This window comes from Nitrospirillum guanabarense (assembly GCF_034653355.1).
Taxonomy (GTDB): domain Bacteria; phylum Pseudomonadota; class Alphaproteobacteria; order Azospirillales; family Azospirillaceae; genus Nitrospirillum.
Genome location: NZ_JAYEER010000001.1, coordinates 556,596 through 574,636, shown reverse-complemented (window position 1 = coordinate 574,636; position 18,041 = coordinate 556,596). Strand labels below are relative to the sequence as shown.

At 67.4% G+C, this 18,041-nt stretch carries 15 protein-coding genes; 9 read left to right on the top strand and 6 right to left on the bottom strand.

Annotation, left to right across the window (positions count from 1 at the left end; translation table 11 throughout):
* Positions 1 to 6: 6 nt before the first annotated feature.
* On the top strand, positions 7 to 1,404 hold the full coding sequence (locus UAA55_RS02350; protein ID WP_322951061.1) for a carbohydrate porin: 1,398 nt from the start codon (positions 7 to 9) through the stop codon (positions 1,402 to 1,404).
* Positions 1,405 to 1,413: 9 nt separating this feature from the next.
* Here UAA55_RS02350 and UAA55_RS02345 read toward each other — a convergent pair whose 3' ends face one another.
* On the bottom strand, positions 1,414 to 1,959 hold the full coding sequence (locus UAA55_RS02345) for a flavin reductase family protein (protein WP_322951060.1): 546 nt from the start codon (positions 1,957 to 1,959) through the stop codon (positions 1,414 to 1,416).
* 139 nt (positions 1,960 to 2,098) lie between these two features.
* On the opposite strand from UAA55_RS02345, the gene UAA55_RS02340 reads away from it, so the two are divergent.
* Both UAA55_RS02340 and UAA55_RS02335 read left to right on the top strand, forming a co-directional pair.
* The gene (locus UAA55_RS02340; RefSeq protein WP_322951059.1) at positions 2,099 to 3,037 is read left to right on the top strand and encodes a hypothetical protein; all 939 of its coding nucleotides are present in this window, start codon (positions 2,099 to 2,101) and stop codon (positions 3,035 to 3,037) included.
* Between the two features lie 42 nt (positions 3,038 to 3,079).
* On the top strand, positions 3,080 to 3,688 hold the full coding sequence (locus tag UAA55_RS02335; protein WP_322951058.1) for a DNA-3-methyladenine glycosylase I: 609 nt from the start codon (positions 3,080 to 3,082) through the stop codon (positions 3,686 to 3,688).
* A gap of 51 nt (positions 3,689 to 3,739) precedes the next feature.
* Here the strand turns inward: UAA55_RS02335 and UAA55_RS02330 are convergent, their stop codons facing one another.
* Together UAA55_RS02330 and UAA55_RS02325 are read right to left on the bottom strand one after the other, a co-directional pair.
* The gene (locus tag UAA55_RS02330; RefSeq protein ID WP_322951057.1) at positions 3,740 to 4,186 is read right to left on the bottom strand and encodes a hypothetical protein; all 447 of its coding nucleotides are present in this window, start codon (positions 4,184 to 4,186) and stop codon (positions 3,740 to 3,742) included.
* Complete coding sequence (locus UAA55_RS02325) at positions 4,158 to 5,417, bottom strand: hypothetical protein (protein WP_322951056.1); 1,260 nt, start codon at positions 5,415 to 5,417, stop codon at positions 4,158 to 4,160. Before UAA55_RS02325 ends, UAA55_RS02330 begins: the two co-directional genes overlap by 29 nt.
* Positions 5,418 to 5,563: 146 nt before the next feature.
* Between UAA55_RS02325 and UAA55_RS02320 the strand changes: the two genes are divergently transcribed.
* On the top strand, positions 5,564 to 5,764 hold the full coding sequence (locus UAA55_RS02320) for a (2Fe-2S)-binding protein (RefSeq protein ID WP_088874301.1): 201 nt from the start codon (positions 5,564 to 5,566) through the stop codon (positions 5,762 to 5,764).
* Positions 5,765 to 5,872: 108 nt separating this feature from the next.
* Here UAA55_RS02320 and UAA55_RS02315 read toward each other — a convergent pair whose 3' ends face one another.
* Positions 5,873 to 8,218 (bottom strand): S9 family peptidase, encoded by a 2,346-nt coding sequence (locus tag UAA55_RS02315; protein WP_322951055.1) that lies wholly within the window; start codon positions 8,216 to 8,218, stop codon positions 5,873 to 5,875.
* Positions 8,219 to 8,397: 179 nt separating this feature from the next.
* On the opposite strand from UAA55_RS02315, the gene UAA55_RS02310 reads away from it, so the two are divergent.
* The 3 genes from UAA55_RS02310 (at position 8,398) to UAA55_RS02300 (ending at position 12,591) form a co-directional block, all read left to right on the top strand.
* Positions 8,398 to 9,156, top strand: coding sequence for a response regulator transcription factor (locus UAA55_RS02310; protein ID WP_322951054.1), 759 nt, complete (start codon positions 8,398 to 8,400; stop codon positions 9,154 to 9,156).
* Positions 9,157 to 9,371: 215 nt separating this feature from the next.
* Complete coding sequence (locus UAA55_RS02305; RefSeq protein ID WP_322951053.1) at positions 9,372 to 9,764, top strand: response regulator; 393 nt, start codon at positions 9,372 to 9,374, stop codon at positions 9,762 to 9,764.
* On the top strand, positions 9,748 to 12,591 hold the full coding sequence (locus UAA55_RS02300) for a response regulator (protein ID WP_322951052.1): 2,844 nt from the start codon (positions 9,748 to 9,750) through the stop codon (positions 12,589 to 12,591). The genes UAA55_RS02305 and UAA55_RS02300 overlap by 17 nt, the downstream gene beginning before the upstream one ends.
* Positions 12,592 to 12,614: 23 nt before the next feature.
* Here the strand turns inward: UAA55_RS02300 and UAA55_RS02295 are convergent, their stop codons facing one another.
* Both UAA55_RS02295 and UAA55_RS02290 read right to left on the bottom strand, forming a co-directional pair.
* Complete coding sequence (locus tag UAA55_RS02295) at positions 12,615 to 13,823, bottom strand: PAS domain-containing sensor histidine kinase (RefSeq protein ID WP_322951051.1); 1,209 nt, start codon at positions 13,821 to 13,823, stop codon at positions 12,615 to 12,617.
* Positions 13,824 to 14,124: 301 nt separating this feature from the next.
* Positions 14,125 to 15,453: a porin gene (locus UAA55_RS02290; RefSeq protein ID WP_322951050.1), complete on the bottom strand. Its 1,329-nt coding sequence runs from the start codon at positions 15,451 to 15,453 to the stop codon at positions 14,125 to 14,127.
* A 708-nt stretch (positions 15,454 to 16,161) separates the two neighbouring features.
* On the opposite strand from UAA55_RS02290, the gene UAA55_RS02285 reads away from it, so the two are divergent.
* Complete coding sequence (locus tag UAA55_RS02285; protein WP_416235164.1) at positions 16,162 to 17,541, top strand: ammonium transporter; 1,380 nt, start codon at positions 16,162 to 16,164, stop codon at positions 17,539 to 17,541.
* A 152-nt stretch (positions 17,542 to 17,693) separates the two neighbouring features.
* Complete coding sequence (locus UAA55_RS02280) at positions 17,694 to 18,032, top strand: P-II family nitrogen regulator (protein WP_004271938.1); 339 nt, start codon at positions 17,694 to 17,696, stop codon at positions 18,030 to 18,032.
* Positions 18,033 to 18,041 lie beyond the last annotated feature (9 nt).

The following is an 18,041-nucleotide window of genomic DNA, read 5'->3' as shown; positions in this document are numbered from 1 at the left end:
GCGACCATGAACTTGCGCGCCACGCTGCTGTCCGCCGCCACGCTCTTGGCCCTCACGCTCTTGGCCCTGACCCCGCCGGCCGTGGCCCAGGAAGAGGCGCCCGCCACCGCCGCGCCCGACCGCGCCCCGCCCGGCTTCCGGGACCGCGACAGCCTGACGGGCGACTGGGGCGGTCTGCGCACCCGGTTGCTGGACGACGGTCTGTCCCTGAACCTGGTGTATGTGGGGGAGGTGTTCGGCCTGACCCAGGGCGGCGTGAAAAGCGACACGGTGGGGGAGGGGCGGTTCGAGGCGACGGTGGAGCTGGACGCCCAGACGGCCTTCGACTGGCACGGCCTGCTGTTCCACGCCACCGCCTACGGCATCCACGGCCACGGGCTCAGCCGCTGCTGCCTGCAGAACATCGCCACCGTCAGCAATATCGAGGCGCTGCCCGGCGCCCGCCTGTTCACCCTGTGGGCGCAGCAGTCGCTGTGGGACGGCCAGGTCTCCGTCCGCCTGGGGCAACTGGCGGCGGATGATGAATTCGTCACCAGCCGGGGGGCGGCCCTGTTCGTCAACGGCACCTTCGGCTGGCAGGCCATCACCGGCGCCGACCTGCCTGGTGGCGGCCCCGCCTATCCCCTGGCGACCCCCGGTGTCCGTGTCCAGGTCTCGGCCACGCCGGAACTGACCGTCCTGGGGGCCGTCTTCTCTGGCGACCCGGCCGGCAGTGCGGTGGGCGAGGCTCAGGCCCAGGACCCCAGCGGCACCACCTTCAGCTTTTCCGGCGACGTCTTCTCCATTGTGGAGGCGCAGTACCAGCCGGCGGCGACGGAGGGGGACGGCCTGGCCCCGGCCTTCAAGCTGGGCGCCTGGTTCCACGGCGGCCCCTTCAGCGACGAACACCATGCGGCGGGCGGGCTGACCCTGGCCGACCCGCGCTCCGGCGGCGTGCCGGTGGCCCGGCGGAACGACTGGGGCGTCTATGGCGTGGCCGACGTGCCGCTGTGGCACAGGGGCGACAAGCCCGACGGCGGCCTGGCCGCCTTCCTGCGCCTGGCTGGCGCGCCCGCCGACCGCAACCTCATCGCCTTCTACGCTGACGGCGGCCTGACCTGGAAGGGCCTGCTGCCCGGCCGGGCCGACGACACCGCCGGCCTGGCCGTGGCCTACGCCCAGATCGGCTCCGCCGCCGTCGGCCTGGACCAGGACTACCGCCACTACGGCCGGCCCTATTATCCGGTGCGGGACCATGAGCTGCTGATGGAGGCGAGCTACCAGGCCGTGGTGGCCGGCTGGGCCACGCTGCAGCCCACTGTGCAGTATGTCGCGCATCCCGGCGGCAACATCCTGGCGCCCGGCCGCACCACCCCGGTGGCCGACGGCTTGGTGCTGGGCCTGCGCACCAGCGTGCGCCTGTAGGGGCCGCCCCTATAGTCCGCCGGGCAGCTTGGACCGCATCATCTCCTTCCGGTCCAGCGTGGGTCCATCGATGATGAAGGTGCCGTCGCCCACGGCATGCAGCATGCGGCGCTCCTCCCGCGCGTTGTCGATATGGGCGGCGACACCCTCCAGCACGAGGATGCCGTGCCGGCCGACGATGTCGATGACACGGCACTCGATGTTGGCCAGGCATTCCCGGATCAAGGGGGGCCGGACATGCCGGGCCGGTGCCCGGCTCAGGCCGAATTTCGCGAATTTGTCCGTATCCCGGCCGGTGCAGGTGCCGATGCCGACGGCGGTGTCGATCAGGTCGGCCGTGGGGATGGACAGTACGCATTCCTTGGTGCCGACCAGGGCGGCATAGGAATAATTCCAGGGGCCGGTGGTGATGGCGAACGTCGGGGAGAAATCCAGCACCATGGTCCAGGTGATGGTCATCACGTTGTCCTTGTGGCCGTCATGGGTGGTGACCAGCACCACGGGCCCCGGCTCGATCAGGGTAAATGCCCGGCTGAGCGGTAGAACCTCCATCATCCCCTCCATTCCGCCTGGCCGGCGGTAGGCCCGCGCGGCCTGATGCGGCTATACTCCTACCCAGCGGGCCGAACGCCAAGGCGGCGGCCGAAGCGAAGGAGAAGAGAGGGTGGGAAGCGTGGGCCTGGCGCGGATGGGAATGGTGTTGCTGCTCGGCGCCCTGGTCCTGGGGCTGGCGCCGGCCCGGGCGGACGATGCCCCGGAGGTTCCCGCCTGGCTGGCCGCCCATGTCGGGGAGGGCGAGGGCCAGATCGCGCCCCTGGTCCTGGCCCGGGCGCGGGCGCTCTACCGGCGCAAGGTGGCGGAGGGGGCGGTGCGCAACCCCTGCTACTTCGCCATGGACGCGACGCGACCCAACACCGCCGAGGACGGCGGGCCCGGTCGCCGCTTCTATGTGATCTGCGAGGCGGCACGGACCTTTCAGGCCATCCCCGCCGGCCACGGCGCCGGCCGGCGCCTGGAAGGCCTGGCGGACTTCGCCAATGGCCGCGACTGCGCCCGGAACTTCGGCAACGCCCAGGATTCGGAACTGACCGCCGGCGGCGCCTATGTCACGGCCGAGATCAAGGACAGCTTCAAGGGGTTCTATCGCGCGGCCGGCGGCGGCGACCTGCCCCTGGTGCGGTCCTTCGTGCAGTTCGAGGGGGAGGGCGATGCCGCCAACGCCCGCCTGCGCGCCATCGGCGGCCATGCCGCCCTGACCCTGAAGGGCCTCTGCCGGCGCCGGGACCCGCACGACCCCCACGCTGATGACGGCGGCTATGTCCTGCAGGGCACGCTGGTGGACTACACCGGCGGCCGCAGCAACGGCTGCACCAGCTGGTCGCCCACCGACGCCGCCGCCCTCGTGGCTTCGGTGAAGGACGCGCCCACCACCCTGTACCTTTATCCCGAGGCCGCCGACATTGCCGCCGTGGCCCATGGCGAGGCGGGCGCCTACTGGAACGCCGCCTGCCTGCGGGCCATCGGCTCCCCCGCCTACTGGCCCCAGGGCGCGCTGGCGCCGCTGATCGCCCGGTACCGCCGCGACCACCCCCCGCCGCCACCCCGGCCCATCCCCCTCTGCGCCGCGGCGTGAGGACGTCCCGACCCTGTCTTTGCCGAAAGGAAACCCACGTCGATGAGCCTCACGACATCCGCGCCCGACGGCCGCCCGCGCTGTGGCTGGTGCGCGGGGGCGCCGGAGTTCCTGCACTACCACGATCACGAATGGGGCTTCCCCGTGGGGGATGACCGCCGGCTGTTTGAGAAGCTGTGCCTGGAAGGCTTCCAGTCGGGCCTCAGCTGGCGCACCATCCTGGCCAAGCGCGAGAACTTCCGCGCCGCCTTCCACGGCTTCGACTTCAACCGCGTCGCCACCTTCACCGAGGCCGACGTCGCCCGCCTGCTGCGGGACGAGGGCATCATCCGCCACCGCGGCAAGATCGAGGCCGTCATCAACAACGCCGCCCGCGCCCAGGACCTGGTGCGCCAGGAGGGTTCGCTCGCCGCCTACCTCTGGCGCTTCGAACCTAGGCCGGAGGACTGCGCCCCACCCCAGACCGTCTCCACCTCCCCCGCCTCCATCGCCCTATCCAAGGACCTGAAGAAAAGGGGCTGGAAATTCGTCGGCCCCACCACCGTCTTCGCCTTCATGCAGGCCATGGGGCTGATCAACGACCACGCCGAAGGATGCGTGGTGCGGGAGGAGGTGAAGCGGGTGCGGGCGGGGTTCAGGCGGCCGGAATAGCCATCTCCGAGACCCATTGCCAAGGTAATGAGTTTCGCCAGGGATACCGTGTCACCACTCATTGCGCATAAGGAAAGCGCCCATGCAGTCTGAGAATCCGGCCCAGAGAAGTATATCCCGCTTGCGGGCGGCTTTTACTATTTTCCCATCCAGCTCGAGGAAATCTGCATCCGCTTCGGCGAAATGAGAATTGTCGAAGACGGGATTTTTATTGCCAGAGGAACAGGTTCCGAGGGCTCCGGCAGCTCTCAGGAAATCCTGGTTGGCGGCGCGATATTCGTGGTTATGTAGTAATCGCCGCGCGAAGGCCCACAAGTTAAGGGCTTGATTGAAGCGGCTCGCATCTATCGTAGGGGCGGCACCCTTTTCATTTCGATATCCGAACATGTCGGTCCAGCAAACTCCCGCCTCGCCATTTTGGGGCGCGCAAATCAGGAGCAGCGTGATGACTGCCGCTCCCAATGCCACCTTACGGATAAACGCGATACAGCGTCCCATTGCGGCCCTCATAATAGGCTAGATGGTACATCTTGGCGGCTTCTATGTTGGCCTGTGTGCTGGCTGCCGGCCAGAGTTTCGTGTTTCGGCCGGCCAGCTGGCGAACCCTATTATCTTGGAATCCTTCGACAAAGCCCGACCCGCCTCTTTCATAACTCTCCGAGCGTCGTGTTTCCTTGGTCTTGATGAAAAGAAATTGCTTCTCACCGCTCTGGACTAAGGAGAAATTGATGCCGTTGTCCATCAGGGTTTTAGCGTCGCCACCGCTGAAGGACATGTCCGTCAGACCATCATCATAAATATGAATATGGACGGTACCGAGCAGCGTGAAGTTCTCGGGATCTTTCACCGTAAGATCGGGATGGAATTCCCGACTCTTTTCAGCGGCCGTGCGCGGCAATCCTCCTTTGTTTTGCAGTTCCAAGACGCCATCTTTCCTCGCGACGACGGTGGCGCCCTGTTCAATGACCCATTCCTTTTGACCGTCGGGAGGTCGGCGACCATGCGCGTTCAGCAAGGGGGCCAAACCTTCCCGCCAGTAGGTGTCGATGTTTTGCTGGAAGGCGTCAGCGAAGTTCACCACCGGTGGAGCATCTTTCGGCGTGGCCGGCAGGGCAAAATCGACTGCAGTGGCAGCCCGAAAAGGCGCCCGGACTCCTGGAGGAGTCACTTGCGTCTTGTTCGGCATGGTCGGCCCGACCCCTTGGGGCTCCTTCGGCTTCGGTTCAATGGACGCACTGACATCTCTGGCATTGGTGTCGGTCCAGCGGCCATCCTCGTCGCGGGGTTGGTCGGGACTGTACTTCGCCAAATTGTCGTTGGCTTGAGCCAAGCGGACGGCGCCGTCCCAGTCCAGGTCGGGCAGACGCAAATGGACGGCGCGGATCATGGCTTGGGCCAGATCGCCCCGGTTGAGCGCGTCGGCGATCTTGGCGAGGCGCTGCAGCATCGCGGTATTCAATTCAGCGCCCGCGTAAGCGCGCTTCAGCAACTTTTCCACCTCCGCCGCCGGGCGGGGCTGAAAGCCGCCGGTGCCCTTAGCCAGTAGGGGAACACCGGCCAGCGTCAGCCCCTCCGCCGTACAGCTGACACCCAGGCCGCCCGGCCCGTTGCTCAAACGATACCGACGCTGCCAACCGTCCATGGCCATGCTCCCGTGTTGATGGAAAGGCAATGTATGTTCTTGTTTTGTTCTTGTCAATTTAATCATGAACAGGTTGCTCAACCGCATCAGGACGGCAGACTTCCCTTGTGGGTGGGAGATGTGTGAAAACGCGCCCCACCCATACGCGAATGCCTCGCAGAATCATCCTTGCCTCTGCGAACGCCTCTCACTATCTTATCCCCCAGATCAGCCTCTGGGTGGATGCCTGCGCCATGTACGTCTGCGTCTGTAACGCCATCAACTGCCGTACCGTCCGCACCCATATCGGGGCAGGGGCGCAGAGCGTGGGGGCGGTGTTCAAGGCCCAGGGGTGTTCGCCCCGCTGCGGCAAATGCTTCGACACCATGCGTGAGATGATCCAGGAAGGTCAGCCGGCCAACATGTCCGAGCCTGTGCTGCGCGCGGCGGAATAAGCGGGCCTCACGCTTCCGCCTTTCCTGCAAAGGCGCCTCAAAGGAAAAGCCACCGACCCGGCGGGATCGGTGGCTTTGTCGTTTCCGGGGCTGGGCGCCCAGGCGCCCTTACGGCGTTCCGGCCTGCGGGGCGCCGCCCGCCGTCACGGCACCGGGGCTGCCCGCCGGCCGCAGGGTGCGGTCGAAGAAGTCCAGCATGGTGTTGTAGCGGTGGATGTTGGCGTAGGTGTCGTAGAAACCGTGGCGCTGGCCTGGGTAGGTCATCAGGTCGAATTGCGTCTCCTGCTGCTGCAGGGCGCGCAGCAGCTTGGTGGTGTTGTCGAAGAAGACGTTGTCGTCGGCCATGCCGTGGATGACCATCAGGCGGCCCTTGATGTTCTTCAAATCCTTGAAGACGCTGGAGTCCTCATAGGCCGTGCCGTCCTTGGGATCGCCCAGGTAGCGCTCGGTATAGGCGGTGTCGTAGAGGCGCCAGTCAGTCACCGGGGCGCCGGCGGCACCGGCGGCGAAAACGCCCGGGGCGCGGGTCAGCATGATGATGGTCATGAAGCCGCCGTGGCTGTGGCCGAAGAAGCCCAGGTGCTGACCGTCCACGAAAGGCAGGGACTTCAGGTAAGTGGCGCCCTTCACCTGGTCCGCCACCTCCACCGAGCCGAAGTGGTGGTATGTCGCCGACAGGAAGGCCTGGCCCCGGTGCGGCGTGCCCCGGTTGTCCAGCACCATGACGACGTAGCCGTTGCGCGCCAGCACCTGGGTGAAGCCCGTCTGGGCATCGCCCCAGGCATGGGTCACCAGGGCCGCCGCCGGGCCGCCATAGGCGTTGACGATGGCGGGATACTTCTTGCCGCTCGTTTTCGCACCCGGCGGCACCAGCATCATGTAGTGCAGGTCGCTGCCGTCATCGGCCTTCAGCACGCCGTATTCCGGCTGGATTTCGCCGGCCAGGTAGGGTGCGAAGGGATGGCTGTCGTCCAGCTTGTTCTCGATCAGCCAGGTCACGCGGTTGCCCTTGGTGTCCTCCACCGACAGCTGCGGCGGCTGGTGCGGGCCGGAATAGCTGTGCAGCCAGCTGCCGCCCTTGGCCGCCATGACGGCGCCGTGCCAGCCGTCCGCGGTGGTCAGGGCCTTCACGTCGCCCTTGGCCAGGCCCACGGAATAGACGTGGTGGTCCAGCGGCCCCTCGCGGAAGCCGGTGAAGAAGACGCGGCCCCCCGCCTCGTCCACCCCGGCCACGGCGTCCACCATCCAGTCGCCCTTGGTCAGGGCGCGGCAGTTGGCGGCCTCATGGTCGCAGAGGTAGAGGTGCTTGAAGCCCGTGCGCTCCGACGCCCACAGGATCTTGCCGTTGGCCAGCGCCCGCAGATCCTCATGCAGGTTCAGGAAGGTCTTGCTCTCTTCCGTCAGCAGGGTGCGCACGGCGCCAGTGGCGGGGTTCACGGCCAAGAGGTCCAGGCGCTTCTGGTCCCGGCTCAGGCGCTGCACCAGCGCTTCCGAGCCGTCGCGGCGCCAGTCCACGCGCGCCAGGTAATAGCCGGCGGGATCGCCCAGGTTGACGCTGGCGACCTTGCCGGTGCCGGCGTCCATGATCCGCAGCGTCACCTTGGCGTTGGGGCCGCCGGCGAAGGGATAGCGCTGCGGCACCACCGTCACGCCCTCGGCGCCATAGTCGTAGCGGCTGACCAGCGGCACGTCGGACTCGTCCACGCGGGTATAGGCGATGTAGCGGGCGCCGGGCGACCACCAATAGCCGGTGTTGCGCTTCAGCTCCTCCTGCGCCACGAACTCCGCCGTGCCGTAGGACAGGGTGCCGGCGCCGTCGTGGGTCAGGGTGCGCTCCTGGCCCTGGGCCAGGTCATAGACATACAGGTTATTGCCGCGCACATAGGTCACCAGCTTGCCGCCGGGGGCGAAGCGGGCATCGATGGCGGCGTCCTTGGTGGTGGCGCTGTCGGTGATGCGGCGGGGCGCGCCGCCCAGCGGCATGACGAAGACGTCGCCCGCCATGGGGAACAGCAGGGTGCGTCCCTCCTCATCCCAGCCATAGTCGACGATGCCGGTGTCGCGGATGCGCTGGCGCTCGCGGCGGCCGCGTTCCTCCTCGCTTTCCTTGGCGCTGAACTGGTTGCTGTCGACCAGCAGGCGGTCGGTGCCCGCCTTGATGTCATAGGCCCACAGGTCGGTCTTGTTGGCGTCGTCGGCCTTGGCCTTGAGGTAGGTCACCAGCGTGCCGTCGGGGGAGAATTTCACGCCGCGCGCCCGGGGGCCGTTCAGCGCCGGGCTGCCCAGCATGCGCTCCACCGTCAGGGCGGGGCCACCGTCCGTCGGCGCGTCGGCCGCCTGCGCCGGCGCCGCCATCAGCGCGCCCGCCAGAACGCCGCCGGCCAACACGGTTCCCGCCATCACCCGGCGCCAAGCGCCCATGCCCGCGCCGCCGCGGCCGGCGCGCCCCACCATTCCCATATCGACCTCCCGATGCGGCGCGCCATTGCAGGCCGGCGCCGCTGGTTTAGACCCAAGCTGCCCGGCACCGTATCTGATGCGCCCGACGGCTGTAAACGCCGCCGCCGCCGGCGGGCGGCACCCTGTGCCAAAGCGTTGTTTTGAAATTGTTGTTTTGGGCGGGGTGTGGGCGGATGATGGCACGCAAGAACGGCGCCCGGGCAACGGACGCCATCTTCGGGGGATGGGTCGGGGCGGAGGGGGATGCCGTGGAACGTGCCGCGAATAGGCCGATGCGGGTGCTGGTCGCCGACGACCACCCGATGTACCGCGATGCCCTGGAACTGTACCTGATGCGCGACTGGCCGGAGGCCAGCCTGACCGCCGTCGGCTCGCTGGAGGAACTGGACGCCCTGGCCCAGCGGCCGGAGGGGCGGGACTTCGACCTGGTGGTCATGGACTGGCAGTTGCCGGGGGGTGAGGGCGGCGCCGGGTTGGACCGGCTGGACGCCGCCGGCATCAACTCGCCGGTGGCGGTGGTCACGGGACATGATGACGCCGCCATCGCGCGCGAGGCGCTGACCCGCGGCGCCTGCGCCTTCCTGCCCAAGACGCTGTCCAGCGTGGCCCTGGTGCAGATGCTGAAGGTGGTGGCGGTGGGCGGCAGCGTGGTGCCGGCCGACGTGGCCCTGCGCATGGCGGGCGCCCTGCCGGCGCCGCTGGGCCCGCACGGCGCCGCCCCCGACGGCGGCGGCCTGCTGACGGAACGGGAACGCGAGGTGCTGGAGCATCTGGCCGGCGGCGCCACCAACAAGGAGATCGGGCGGATGCTGGATTTGCAGGAGGTGACGATCAAACTGCACACCCGGCGCATCCTGCGCAAGCTGGGCGCCAAGAACCGGGTGGAGGCGGTGACGCGCGCGCGCGACCAGGGCCTGTTGGGCGGGCCTTAAGTCTCTGGCGATGAAGGAAACGCAGGGACGCATGGCGCCCGGCGCGGGGCATGGCCACCATGCAGGGTTGTGGGATAGCGCGGCGCTATCCCCCGCTATCCCTATTCCCAGGACCGATAGCCTTCGCGACAGATGCGGTGGACGAACGGTTGCGGTGATATGCGGCCCACAACCTGGACCGCCACTTCCTGTTCATCGCCCGAAAGCCTATCCCAATGAGCGCCATCCTGATCGTCGACGACAACCCGTATTTCCGCGACTATCTGTGCGAGGCGGTGCGGCGCCTGGGATACGCCCCCATCATGGCCGCCTCGGCCCGCGAGGGTCTTTCCCTGCTGGCGACCCAGCCGGTGCGTGCCGTCATTTCGGATCTGCTGATGCCGCAGATGGATGGATTGGAATTGGCCCGGGCGATCCGGTCGCAGCATCCCCGCATGCCCCTGCTGATCCTCAGCGACGGGCCGGAGAGCATCACGGCGCCCTGCCTGCGCGCGGCGCAGCTGATCTACGGGGCCGCCATCTCGGAAAAGAGCGACGGCGGCCTGGGCACCACGCTGGCCGATTTTCTGGCCCGGCCAGGGAAGGAGGCGTGTGAGCCTGCCGCCTGACGCCCCTTCCGCGCGAGGCCCCCTCGCGCAGGGCAGCATCACCACCCGCCTGCTGCTGATCCTGGTGCCGCTGGTCCTGCTGGCGGCGGCCGGCACGGCCTTCGTGGCGGTCGGCACCAGCCGCGCGGTGGTGGAACGGTTCGCGGTGGATTACGGCCAGGACCTGGCCAACAAGCAGGCGGGCGAGATCGCCGCCATCACCCGTGAAAAGATCGCCTTCGTCGAAGGCCTGGCCCGCCAGGTGGAAAGCATGGTCGCCACCGGCGACAACGACCGGCGGGTGGTCGCCAAGTATATCGAGCGCACGGCGCAGGCCCATCCCAACATGGTCGGCTTCTGGTTTCTGGCGGAACCGGACTTCATGGGGCCGGACCAGAATTTCAGGAACGGCGATCCCACCCTGGGCCTGCCGGAAAGCGGGCGCTTCGCCACCTACTATGTGGCCGACGGCCAGGGCAGCGTGAAGGCCGGCGACATCCGGTCCGACTTCTATCACGATGAATATTACGCCCGCGCGGCCCGGTCCCGGGCGCGCCAGGCCATTCCGCCCTATCTCTACACCGTGCTGGGCCGGCCTATCTGGATGGTCTCCTACACCATTCCCGTGATCGTGGACGGGCGCCTGGTCGGCGTGGCCGGCACCGATCTGGCGCTGGAGGCGCGGGCGGAGGAATTGGACAGCCGCCGTCCGCTGGGCGGCAACATCTATATGATCAACCGCGAGGCCAACTGGACCTACCACCCGGACCATGCCCTGCTGGCCACCAAGGCCACGGTGGGCGAGGGGCCGCAGTTCCAGCTGAGCCCGGGTGAGCTGGCCCGGGTGTTGAAGGTCGAGCCCTATGAGGTGGAACGGCTGGACAGGAACGGCCTGCGCATCCGCCGCTATGCCGTGCCCATGGTGTTCTTCGAGGGCGACAGCCGCCGGCTGCTGCTGCTGGACGTGCCGGTGCAGGGCCTGAGCGCGCCCTTCGCCGGCATCGGCACCGCCATCATGCTGGCGGCCCTGGCGGCGGGCCTGCTGATCAGCCTGGTGCTGGTGGCGGCCGTCCGCTCCATCATCGGCGTGCCGCTGACACGCATGGCGCGGACCATCGACCTGCTGGACAAGGGCGAGGCCGTGGCGGTGCCCGACACCGGACGTGAGGACCAGATCGGCGGCATCGCCCGGGCGCTGGATCGCTTCCGCGGCACGCTGGCGGAGCGTGATCGCCTGCGCGCCCAGGTGCAGGAGCGGACGACGGCGCTGGAACGCATGTTGGCCGGTGTGGGCGCCGCCAAGGACGCCATCGTCCTGTTCGACCGGGACGACACCGTGCTCTACGCCAACCCCGCGGCCATATCGCTGCTGGGCGCGCCGGACGAGGCGGCGGTGATCGGCCAGTGCTGGCGCGACCTGTTGACCCCGGCGACGGCGGCCCTGTCGGAGGAAGAGCATCAGCGCCGCCGCGCCGACCTCATGTCCACCGGCTACGCCCACATGGTGAGCGAGACGTGGGAGAGCGTCTGGGGCCGCACCATGGAGACATACGAGACGACGCTGAGCCTGCGGCCCAATGGCGACATCGTCATGGTTCTGCGCGACGTCTCCGCCGCCCGCCGCGTGGCCCGCGAGCGGGAGGAACTGCAGCGCCAGGTCCTGCAGCAGGACAAGATGGAGGCCATCGGGCGGCTGGCCGGCGGCGTGGCGCACGACTTCAACAACCTGCTGGGCGCCATGCTGGGCTATGTCGAGTTCCTATTGGACGACCTGGACCCGCAGGACAAGGCCCACAGCTACGTCGCCCGCATCAACGCCGTGGGCAAGCGCGCCAAGGACCTGGTGGGCCAGATCCTGACCTTCGCCCGTTCGGACAAAGGGGAGCTGCAGGCCGTTTCCCCTGTGGCGGTGCTGGAGGACGCGCGCGGCATCCTGCGCTCCACCGTGCCGGCTACGACGGAGATGAGCTTCCAGATCGCGGGATCGGTGCCCAACGTGCGCGCCAACCCCACCCAACTGGTCCAGGTGCTGATGAACCTGGTGATCAACGCCCACGACGCCCGCCGGGGCGAGGGCGGGCGCATCCGCATCCGCCTTTACCCCGGCCCCGCGCCGGAGGACGCCCGGGTGGCGGAGGGGCGCTGGATGGAGCACGAGGCCCTGCCCTTCGACAAGAGCCGGCCGCATGTGGTGTTGGAGGTGGAGGATGAGGGCCATGGCATGACCATGGAGGTCATGACCCGCCTGTTCGAACCCTTCTTCACCACCAAGGGCAAGGGCCGGGGCACCGGCCTGGGCATGCCCGTGGTCTACGGTATCGTCCGTGCGCATGGCGGCGGCATGACGGTGATGTCGGCGGAGGGCGAGGGGTCGCTGCTGCGCGTCCTGCTGCCGGTGGGGGGACCCGGGGCGATGGCGGCCCCCCTGTTGGCGCCCGCCGCCGTGAAGACGGCGCCGCACCGCCGCCTGCGCATCCTGGTGGTGGACGACGCGGCAGAGATGGGCGACATGCTGCTGGAAGGCCTGTCACGCCGCGGACACGAGGTCGCCATCTGCGAAACCCCGGCCGAGGCGCTGGAGGTGTTCGAGGAGAACCCGCTGGCCTTCGACGCCGTGGTCAGCGACCAGACCATGCCCGGCATGACCGGCCTGGCCCTCATCGCCCTGCTGAAGACCCGCCGGCCCGACCTGCCCTGCGTGCTGTATACCGGCTATAGCGAGCGGTCGGATGAAAAGGCGGTGCTGGCGGCCGGTGCCGACGCCTTTTTCTTGAAGCCGGTGGTGGTGGAACGCCTGGCCGCGAAGGTGGAGGCGCTGTGCGCCGCCCGGGCGGGGGCATCGGTTTAGGCCCTTAGGGTCCGCATGAAACCCTAACGCCCCGCTGGTGTCGGCAGGTACAGAGTGGCCACGGTGCCGTTCAGCAGGGAACTGGCCAGGTCCAGGTGGCCACCCAGCATGCTGGCGATGCTCTGCGCGATGGGCAGGCCCAGGCCCAAGCCCTGCTGGCGCGAGCGCGCCTGCAGGATGACGCTGCCGAAGGGAACGGCGGCGGCCTGCAACTCCTCCGGCGACATGCCGCGGCCCTGGTCGATGACGCGCAGGATGACACCCTCCCGCCGTTGGCCGATCTCCACCACCACCGCCTGTTCTGGCGGGGAATAGGTCAGCGCGTTGGTCAGCAGCTCGGTCAGGGCGCGGTTCAGCAAATTACCGTCGATCTCCAGCACGCACGGGGCGGTCGTTTCCGTGTCATGCTGGATGCGCACGCGCTTGTCCCGCCCGCCGCCGAACTGGCGGATGAGGCGGGTGATGAAGGGTTCCAGCTCGATCAGCTGCAGCTCGCTGGCGGTGGAGCCCGACGCCAGGCGGGTGTAGTCCAGCAGCCGGTTGATGGTGCGCAGCAGCCGGTTGCCGGCGCTGGTGATCTCGCGCAGGTAGTCGTCGCGCTCCGCCACCTCGTCCTGGTCCAGCTGGCCGATCAGGTCGCCGAAGCCCAGGATGGCGTGCAGCGGCGTGCGCAGCTCATGCGTCACCAGGCCCAGGAAACGCTCCTTCGCCTCGTTGGCGCGTTGCGCCTTCTCATTGGCGGCGCGCAGGGCCTGCTCCGCCTCCTTGCGGGTGGTGATCTCCTCCACCGTGCCTTCGTAGTAGAGGGGCTGGCCGTTGGCGTCGCGTACCTCGCGGCAGGTCTCGGAAATCCAGATGATGGTGCCGTCGCGGCGGCGGATGCGGGATTCGAAGCCCTGGACGACGCCGCGCGCCCGCATCTCCGCCACGAAGGCCTCGCGCCGGCCGGCATCGACATAGAGCTGCACGCCGATGTCGGTCAGGGCGCCCAGCATGTCCTCGCGGCTGTCATAGCCGTACAGCCTGGCCAGCGCCGGGTTGGCGTCCAGATAGCGCCCGTCGACGGTGGTCTGGAACAAGCCCCAGGGCGCCTGCTCGAACAGGCGGCGATAGCGATCCTCGGGATGGGCGGCATCGGCCTCTGCGGGCGCCTCCTCAACCAAGGGGGACTCTGGGGCAGAGGTACCGGGGGCGGTGGACGTGTCCAGCGGGGCCGGGGCGGGAACCGTCATGGCGGGTGGGGGCTCGATAGCCAAGGAAACCGGCAAACCTGTCAGCAAACACGCCTCCGCGGGCGACCCCTCATGACGTCCACAAGGACATTCAAGGACCTGGTGCGCCCATCCGGTGACCCTGGGCATCCCGCAGGATGCACGGCAGAAGCGCACGGGCGTACCCACGTCCACAAGCGGCCAGATCAAAAATGCGAAAATAACAGAGGCGCCGGTCTGGGCCGACGTCCAACCTCATTCATTTTAATCAAGAGGGGCGGGCGGTCCCAGGGAACCGCCCGCCCGCGCCCATACTAGCGGATCACCCGCCAAAAGGCAGGATCAAATCAACACCGAACGTGAACTGGTCGTCCTTGGTCAGGTTGTCGTAGGCGGCGTGGTTGGCCTTGTCGTAACGTACCTCGGGCCGCAAGGTCAGGCCGTCCAGCAGGCCCAGATCCGCCGGCTTCCAAGTCACGCCCAGGGTCAGCTCGCCATAGCTGGTGCCGACCCCCGGACCGATGGCGCCCTTCTCCAGCGGCTCACCCTTCTCCAGGAAGACGAAATCGCGGTTGCCGGGGAAGGCCGCCACGAAGAAGCCGTGGCCGTCCCGCCACCATTCCGCGCGCAGGGTGGCCGTCAGCTCCGGCGACAGGGTGTAGCTGACGTACTGGGCGATGCCGCCACCGTCGACGTTGAACAGGTCGTCCTTGATGTAGTTCAACTCGGTGATCAGCGTCAGTTCGTCCGTCGCCTTGAAGGTGGCGGTGATGTCGCTGATCCAGCGGTTCTCGTTGTTGGCGTCGGCATAGCCCAGCGGCGCCTTCAGGCTGGGGTTCTCCGGACCCACATGGGTCAGGGCCAGCACGGTCAGCTTGCCGTCCGCCAGGTTGTTCAGGCCGATGCCGAAGATGCCGGCGGCGGCGCTGTTGTTGTCGCCGTCGCTCAGCGTCGTGTTCACGCCGCTGTCGATGCCGCCATAGAGGTCGATGTCCGGCGTCAGGTGCAGGGTGGCCAGCGCGCCGGTGTGCTTCAGCGGCAGGCCGAAGTTGAAGATGTAGCTGTGGCTGTAGAGCAGGTTGGACGGGGCGGCGATCACTTCCGCGCCCAGCGGCGTGGAGAACGCGCCCACCTTCAGGTCCAGGCCGCCGGCGCCGGGGCTGGGGAAGTGCAGCAGGACGTTGGCTTCCACCAGGTCGAACTGGGTGCGTTCCTTGATGCCCGTGTCCAGGATGCCCAGGAAGTGGGTGTAGCGCGCGTCGGTGCCGTAGAAGCCTTGCACCTTGAAGCCCCAGTCGAAGCCTTCGGCCTTGGGGTCCAGATCCTTGGAAACGGTGCCCGACAGCTGATTCAGGACCAGCTGGTTGGTCTTGTCCGTGAACAGGTGGCCGTAGTTGGTGCCGCCGGTGGGGCCGTTGCTATTGAAGGTGGCGCCGGCCTCGACATAGGCGGACCACTTGATGCCCGGCGGTTCGGCGGGGGCCGCCTCTTGCGCCAGCGCCGGGGTGGCGATGGCGGACAGGCCCACCATCAGGCTGATGGCGGCGGCGGCGGTGGCCGCCAGAAGAACGGTCTTGGTGGTGCGTCCGCGCGGGGCCGGCGCGCGAGTGGCAAGCGGACAGTCGACTTCAATCTCCCGAACTGAGGCCATTGTTTATTCTCCGTGAGGCTTGTTGATTGTTTTATGTAGGCGATGACTGCGTATTGCGATGCAGCAAGATCGGTGCCAATCGCGACTGGCTGCCTGAAAATAAGGCGCCGCTCCGGCGTTCCTGACCTGGGTCGCTTGGCCGCAGGGTGGACGACACGGCCACAAAAGGTTGATTTGCCAAGCCCCGGGTCCGATGCGTGTTTTTTACGCTGAGAAGTTGTGAGAAACCATTTATTCAGTGAAACTGGTTTCCATAAGTTGTGCCGATGTGGCGGAATTTGAAAAAATGTGCACGATTTTTAGGCGTGGAACGAAATTCTACGTTTCCCTCCGAAACGGTTGGCGCAACCAATAGGCCCAGCCGCTTGAAACAGCTTCAAAAATAAGCTGAAACCACAAGCTGTGCCAAAGCGTGAAATGCCTGAAATATAGGCATTGCTCGATGATGCCGGGCGGTCGGCCCGAAAAGCGTGCGATTTTTTTAACCTTTCGGCAACAAATGGGGGTGGCGGACAAGGGGATGCGGGCCAGCGTTCCCGCCGCCCGCGGGCCCCATTCGCGCTGCGGCACGAACTTTGAAAGGAGTGGACGGTTGGCTGATGGCCGGACCGGTTCCCGGGGCAGACCTGGGGGTGCCGGAACCGGCTTAAACGAACGGGAATGGGGAGCCAGATGAACCGTTTGCTTGGGAACCGTTTACTTGGATTGATGGTGATGGCGCTGGCCGGCATGGCGCCGGCGCTGGCCTTCGCTCAGGACGCCGCGGCCCCCGCCGCGGCCGCGGCCGCCGCTGCGGCGCCCGCAGCGCCCACCATCAGTGGGGGCGACACGGCGTGGATGCTGACGTCCACGGCGCTGGTGCTGATGATGACCATTCCCGGCCTGGCGCTGTTCTACGGCGGCATGGTCCGGAAGTTCAACGTGCTGGCCATGGTGATGCAGAGCTTCGCCATCACCTGCCTGGTGACCGTGCTGTGGGCGCTGGTCGAATACAGCCTGGCCTTTTCCGCCGCCAGCGACGCCGCCGACGCCAAGGAATTCATCGGCGGCTTCAGCCGCGTGCTGCTGGCGGGCATGGACCCGACCGGCACCCACGCCCTGGCCCCGACGATCCCGGAGCCGGTGTTCATGATGTACCAGATGACCTTCGCGATCATCACGCCGGCGCTGATCACCGGCGCCTTCGCCGATCGCATGAAGTTCTCGGCCATGCTGATCTTCATCACGCTGTGGTCGCTGGTCGTCTACGCCCCCGTGGCCCACACGGTGTGGCACCCCAACGGCTACCTGGCCAAGCTGGGCGTGCTGGACTTCGCCGGCGGCACGGTGGTGCACATCAACGCCGGCATCGCCGGCCTGGTGGCCTGCCTGGTGATCGGCAAGCGCAAGGGCTACCCCAATGCCGACTTCAGCCCGCACAACCTGGTGCTGAGCCTCATCGGCGCCTCGCTGCTGTGGGTGGGCTGGTTCGGCTTCAACGCCGGTTCGGCCCTGACGGCCGGTCCGCGCGCCGGCATGGCCATGACCGTGACCCAGGTGGCCACCGCCGCCGCCGCGCTGGCCTGGGTGTTCGTTGAGTGGGCCGTGAAGGGCAAGCCCTCGGTCCTGGGCATCATCTCCGGCGCCGTCGCCGGCCTGGTGGCCATCACCCCGGCCGCCGGTTTCGTCGACACCGTGGGCGCCTTCGCCATCGGCATCGCCGTCGGCATCATCTGCTTCTTCTCCGCCACCTCGCTGAAGAAGGCCCTGGGCTATGACGACAGCCTGGACGCCTTCGGCGTGCACGGCATCGGCGGCATCGTCGGCGCCGTCCTGACCGGCGTGTTCGCCAAGATGGCGGTGGCCAACAGCGAGGGGGCCTTCGCCGCCACGCTGAAGGACGCGCCGGACACGAAGCTGGGCCTGATCGAGGGCAATGCCGCCCAGGTCATCACCCAGCTGGAAGGTGTGGCCTTCACCATCGTGTGGTGTGGCGTCATCACCTTCATCCTGCTGAAGGTGATCGACCTGGTCATCGGCCTGCGCGTGGATGAGGACGTCGAGCGCGACGGCCTGGACATCGCCCTGCACGGCGAGTCCATCCACTGAGCCTTGGTTGCGTATCCTTGGGGATGGCCAAGCTATCCCTAAGGGACTGAAGTCCAAGCGGATCCGTGGGAACAGAAATCGGCCGGCGATGTTAGACTGACCCGGCCGACCCGCCCCCGGCGATCACGAATATCCAATCAGGGAGTGGTCTGATGAAGTTCATTATCGCGGTGATCAAACCCTTCAAGCTGGATGAGGTGCGCGACGCCCTGACCGGCCTGGGGGTCCAGGGCCTGACCGTCACCGAGGTCAAGGGCTATGGCCGGCAAAAGGGCCAGACCGAGATCTACCGGGGCGCTGAATACGCCGTCAGTTTCCTGCCCAAGATGAAGATCGAAGTGGCCGTGCCTGACGACCTGGCCGACAAGGCGGTGGAGGCCATCCAGGCCGCCGCCAACACCGGCAAGATCGGCGACGGCAAGATCTTCGTCCTGGAACTGGCGCAAGCCGTGCGTATCCGCACGGGTGAGACCGACACCGACGCGCTGTAACGCCGCCGG

Excerpts from the sequence above, each read along its gene's own strand:
- UAA55_RS02325 (WP_322951056.1), bottom strand. The coding sequence starts at position 5,417 with ATGCGGTTGAGCAACCTGTTCATGATTAAATTGACAAGAACAAAACAA.
- UAA55_RS02330 (WP_322951057.1), bottom strand. The coding sequence starts at position 4,186 with ATGGGACGCTGTATCGCGTTTATCCGTAAGGTGGCATTGGGAGCGGCA.
- UAA55_RS02335 (WP_322951058.1), top strand. The coding sequence starts at position 3,080 with ATGAGCCTCACGACATCCGCGCCCGACGGCCGCCCGCGCTGTGGCTGG.
- UAA55_RS02340 (WP_322951059.1), top strand. The coding sequence starts at position 2,099 with ATGGTGTTGCTGCTCGGCGCCCTGGTCCTGGGGCTGGCGCCGGCCCGG.
- UAA55_RS02290 (WP_322951050.1), bottom strand. The coding sequence starts at position 15,453 with ATGGCCTCAGTTCGGGAGATTGAAGTCGACTGTCCGCTTGCCACTCGC.
- UAA55_RS02320 (WP_088874301.1), top strand. The coding sequence starts at position 5,564 with ATGTACGTCTGCGTCTGTAACGCCATCAACTGCCGTACCGTCCGCACC.
- UAA55_RS02350 (WP_322951061.1), top strand. The coding sequence starts at position 7 with ATGAACTTGCGCGCCACGCTGCTGTCCGCCGCCACGCTCTTGGCCCTC.
- UAA55_RS02315 (WP_322951055.1), bottom strand. The coding sequence starts at position 8,218 with ATGGTGGGGCGCGCCGGCCGCGGCGGCGCGGGCATGGGCGCTTGGCGC.
- UAA55_RS02280 (WP_004271938.1), top strand. The coding sequence starts at position 17,694 with ATGAAGTTCATTATCGCGGTGATCAAACCCTTCAAGCTGGATGAGGTG.
- UAA55_RS02345 (WP_322951060.1), bottom strand. The coding sequence starts at position 1,959 with ATGATGGAGGTTCTACCGCTCAGCCGGGCATTTACCCTGATCGAGCCG.
- UAA55_RS02285 (WP_416235164.1), top strand. The coding sequence starts at position 16,162 with ATGGTGATGGCGCTGGCCGGCATGGCGCCGGCGCTGGCCTTCGCTCAG.
- UAA55_RS02295 (WP_322951051.1), bottom strand. The coding sequence starts at position 13,823 with ATGACGGTTCCCGCCCCGGCCCCGCTGGACACGTCCACCGCCCCCGGT.
- UAA55_RS02310 (WP_322951054.1), top strand. The coding sequence starts at position 8,398 with ATGATGGCACGCAAGAACGGCGCCCGGGCAACGGACGCCATCTTCGGG.
- UAA55_RS02305 (WP_322951053.1), top strand. The coding sequence starts at position 9,372 with ATGAGCGCCATCCTGATCGTCGACGACAACCCGTATTTCCGCGACTAT.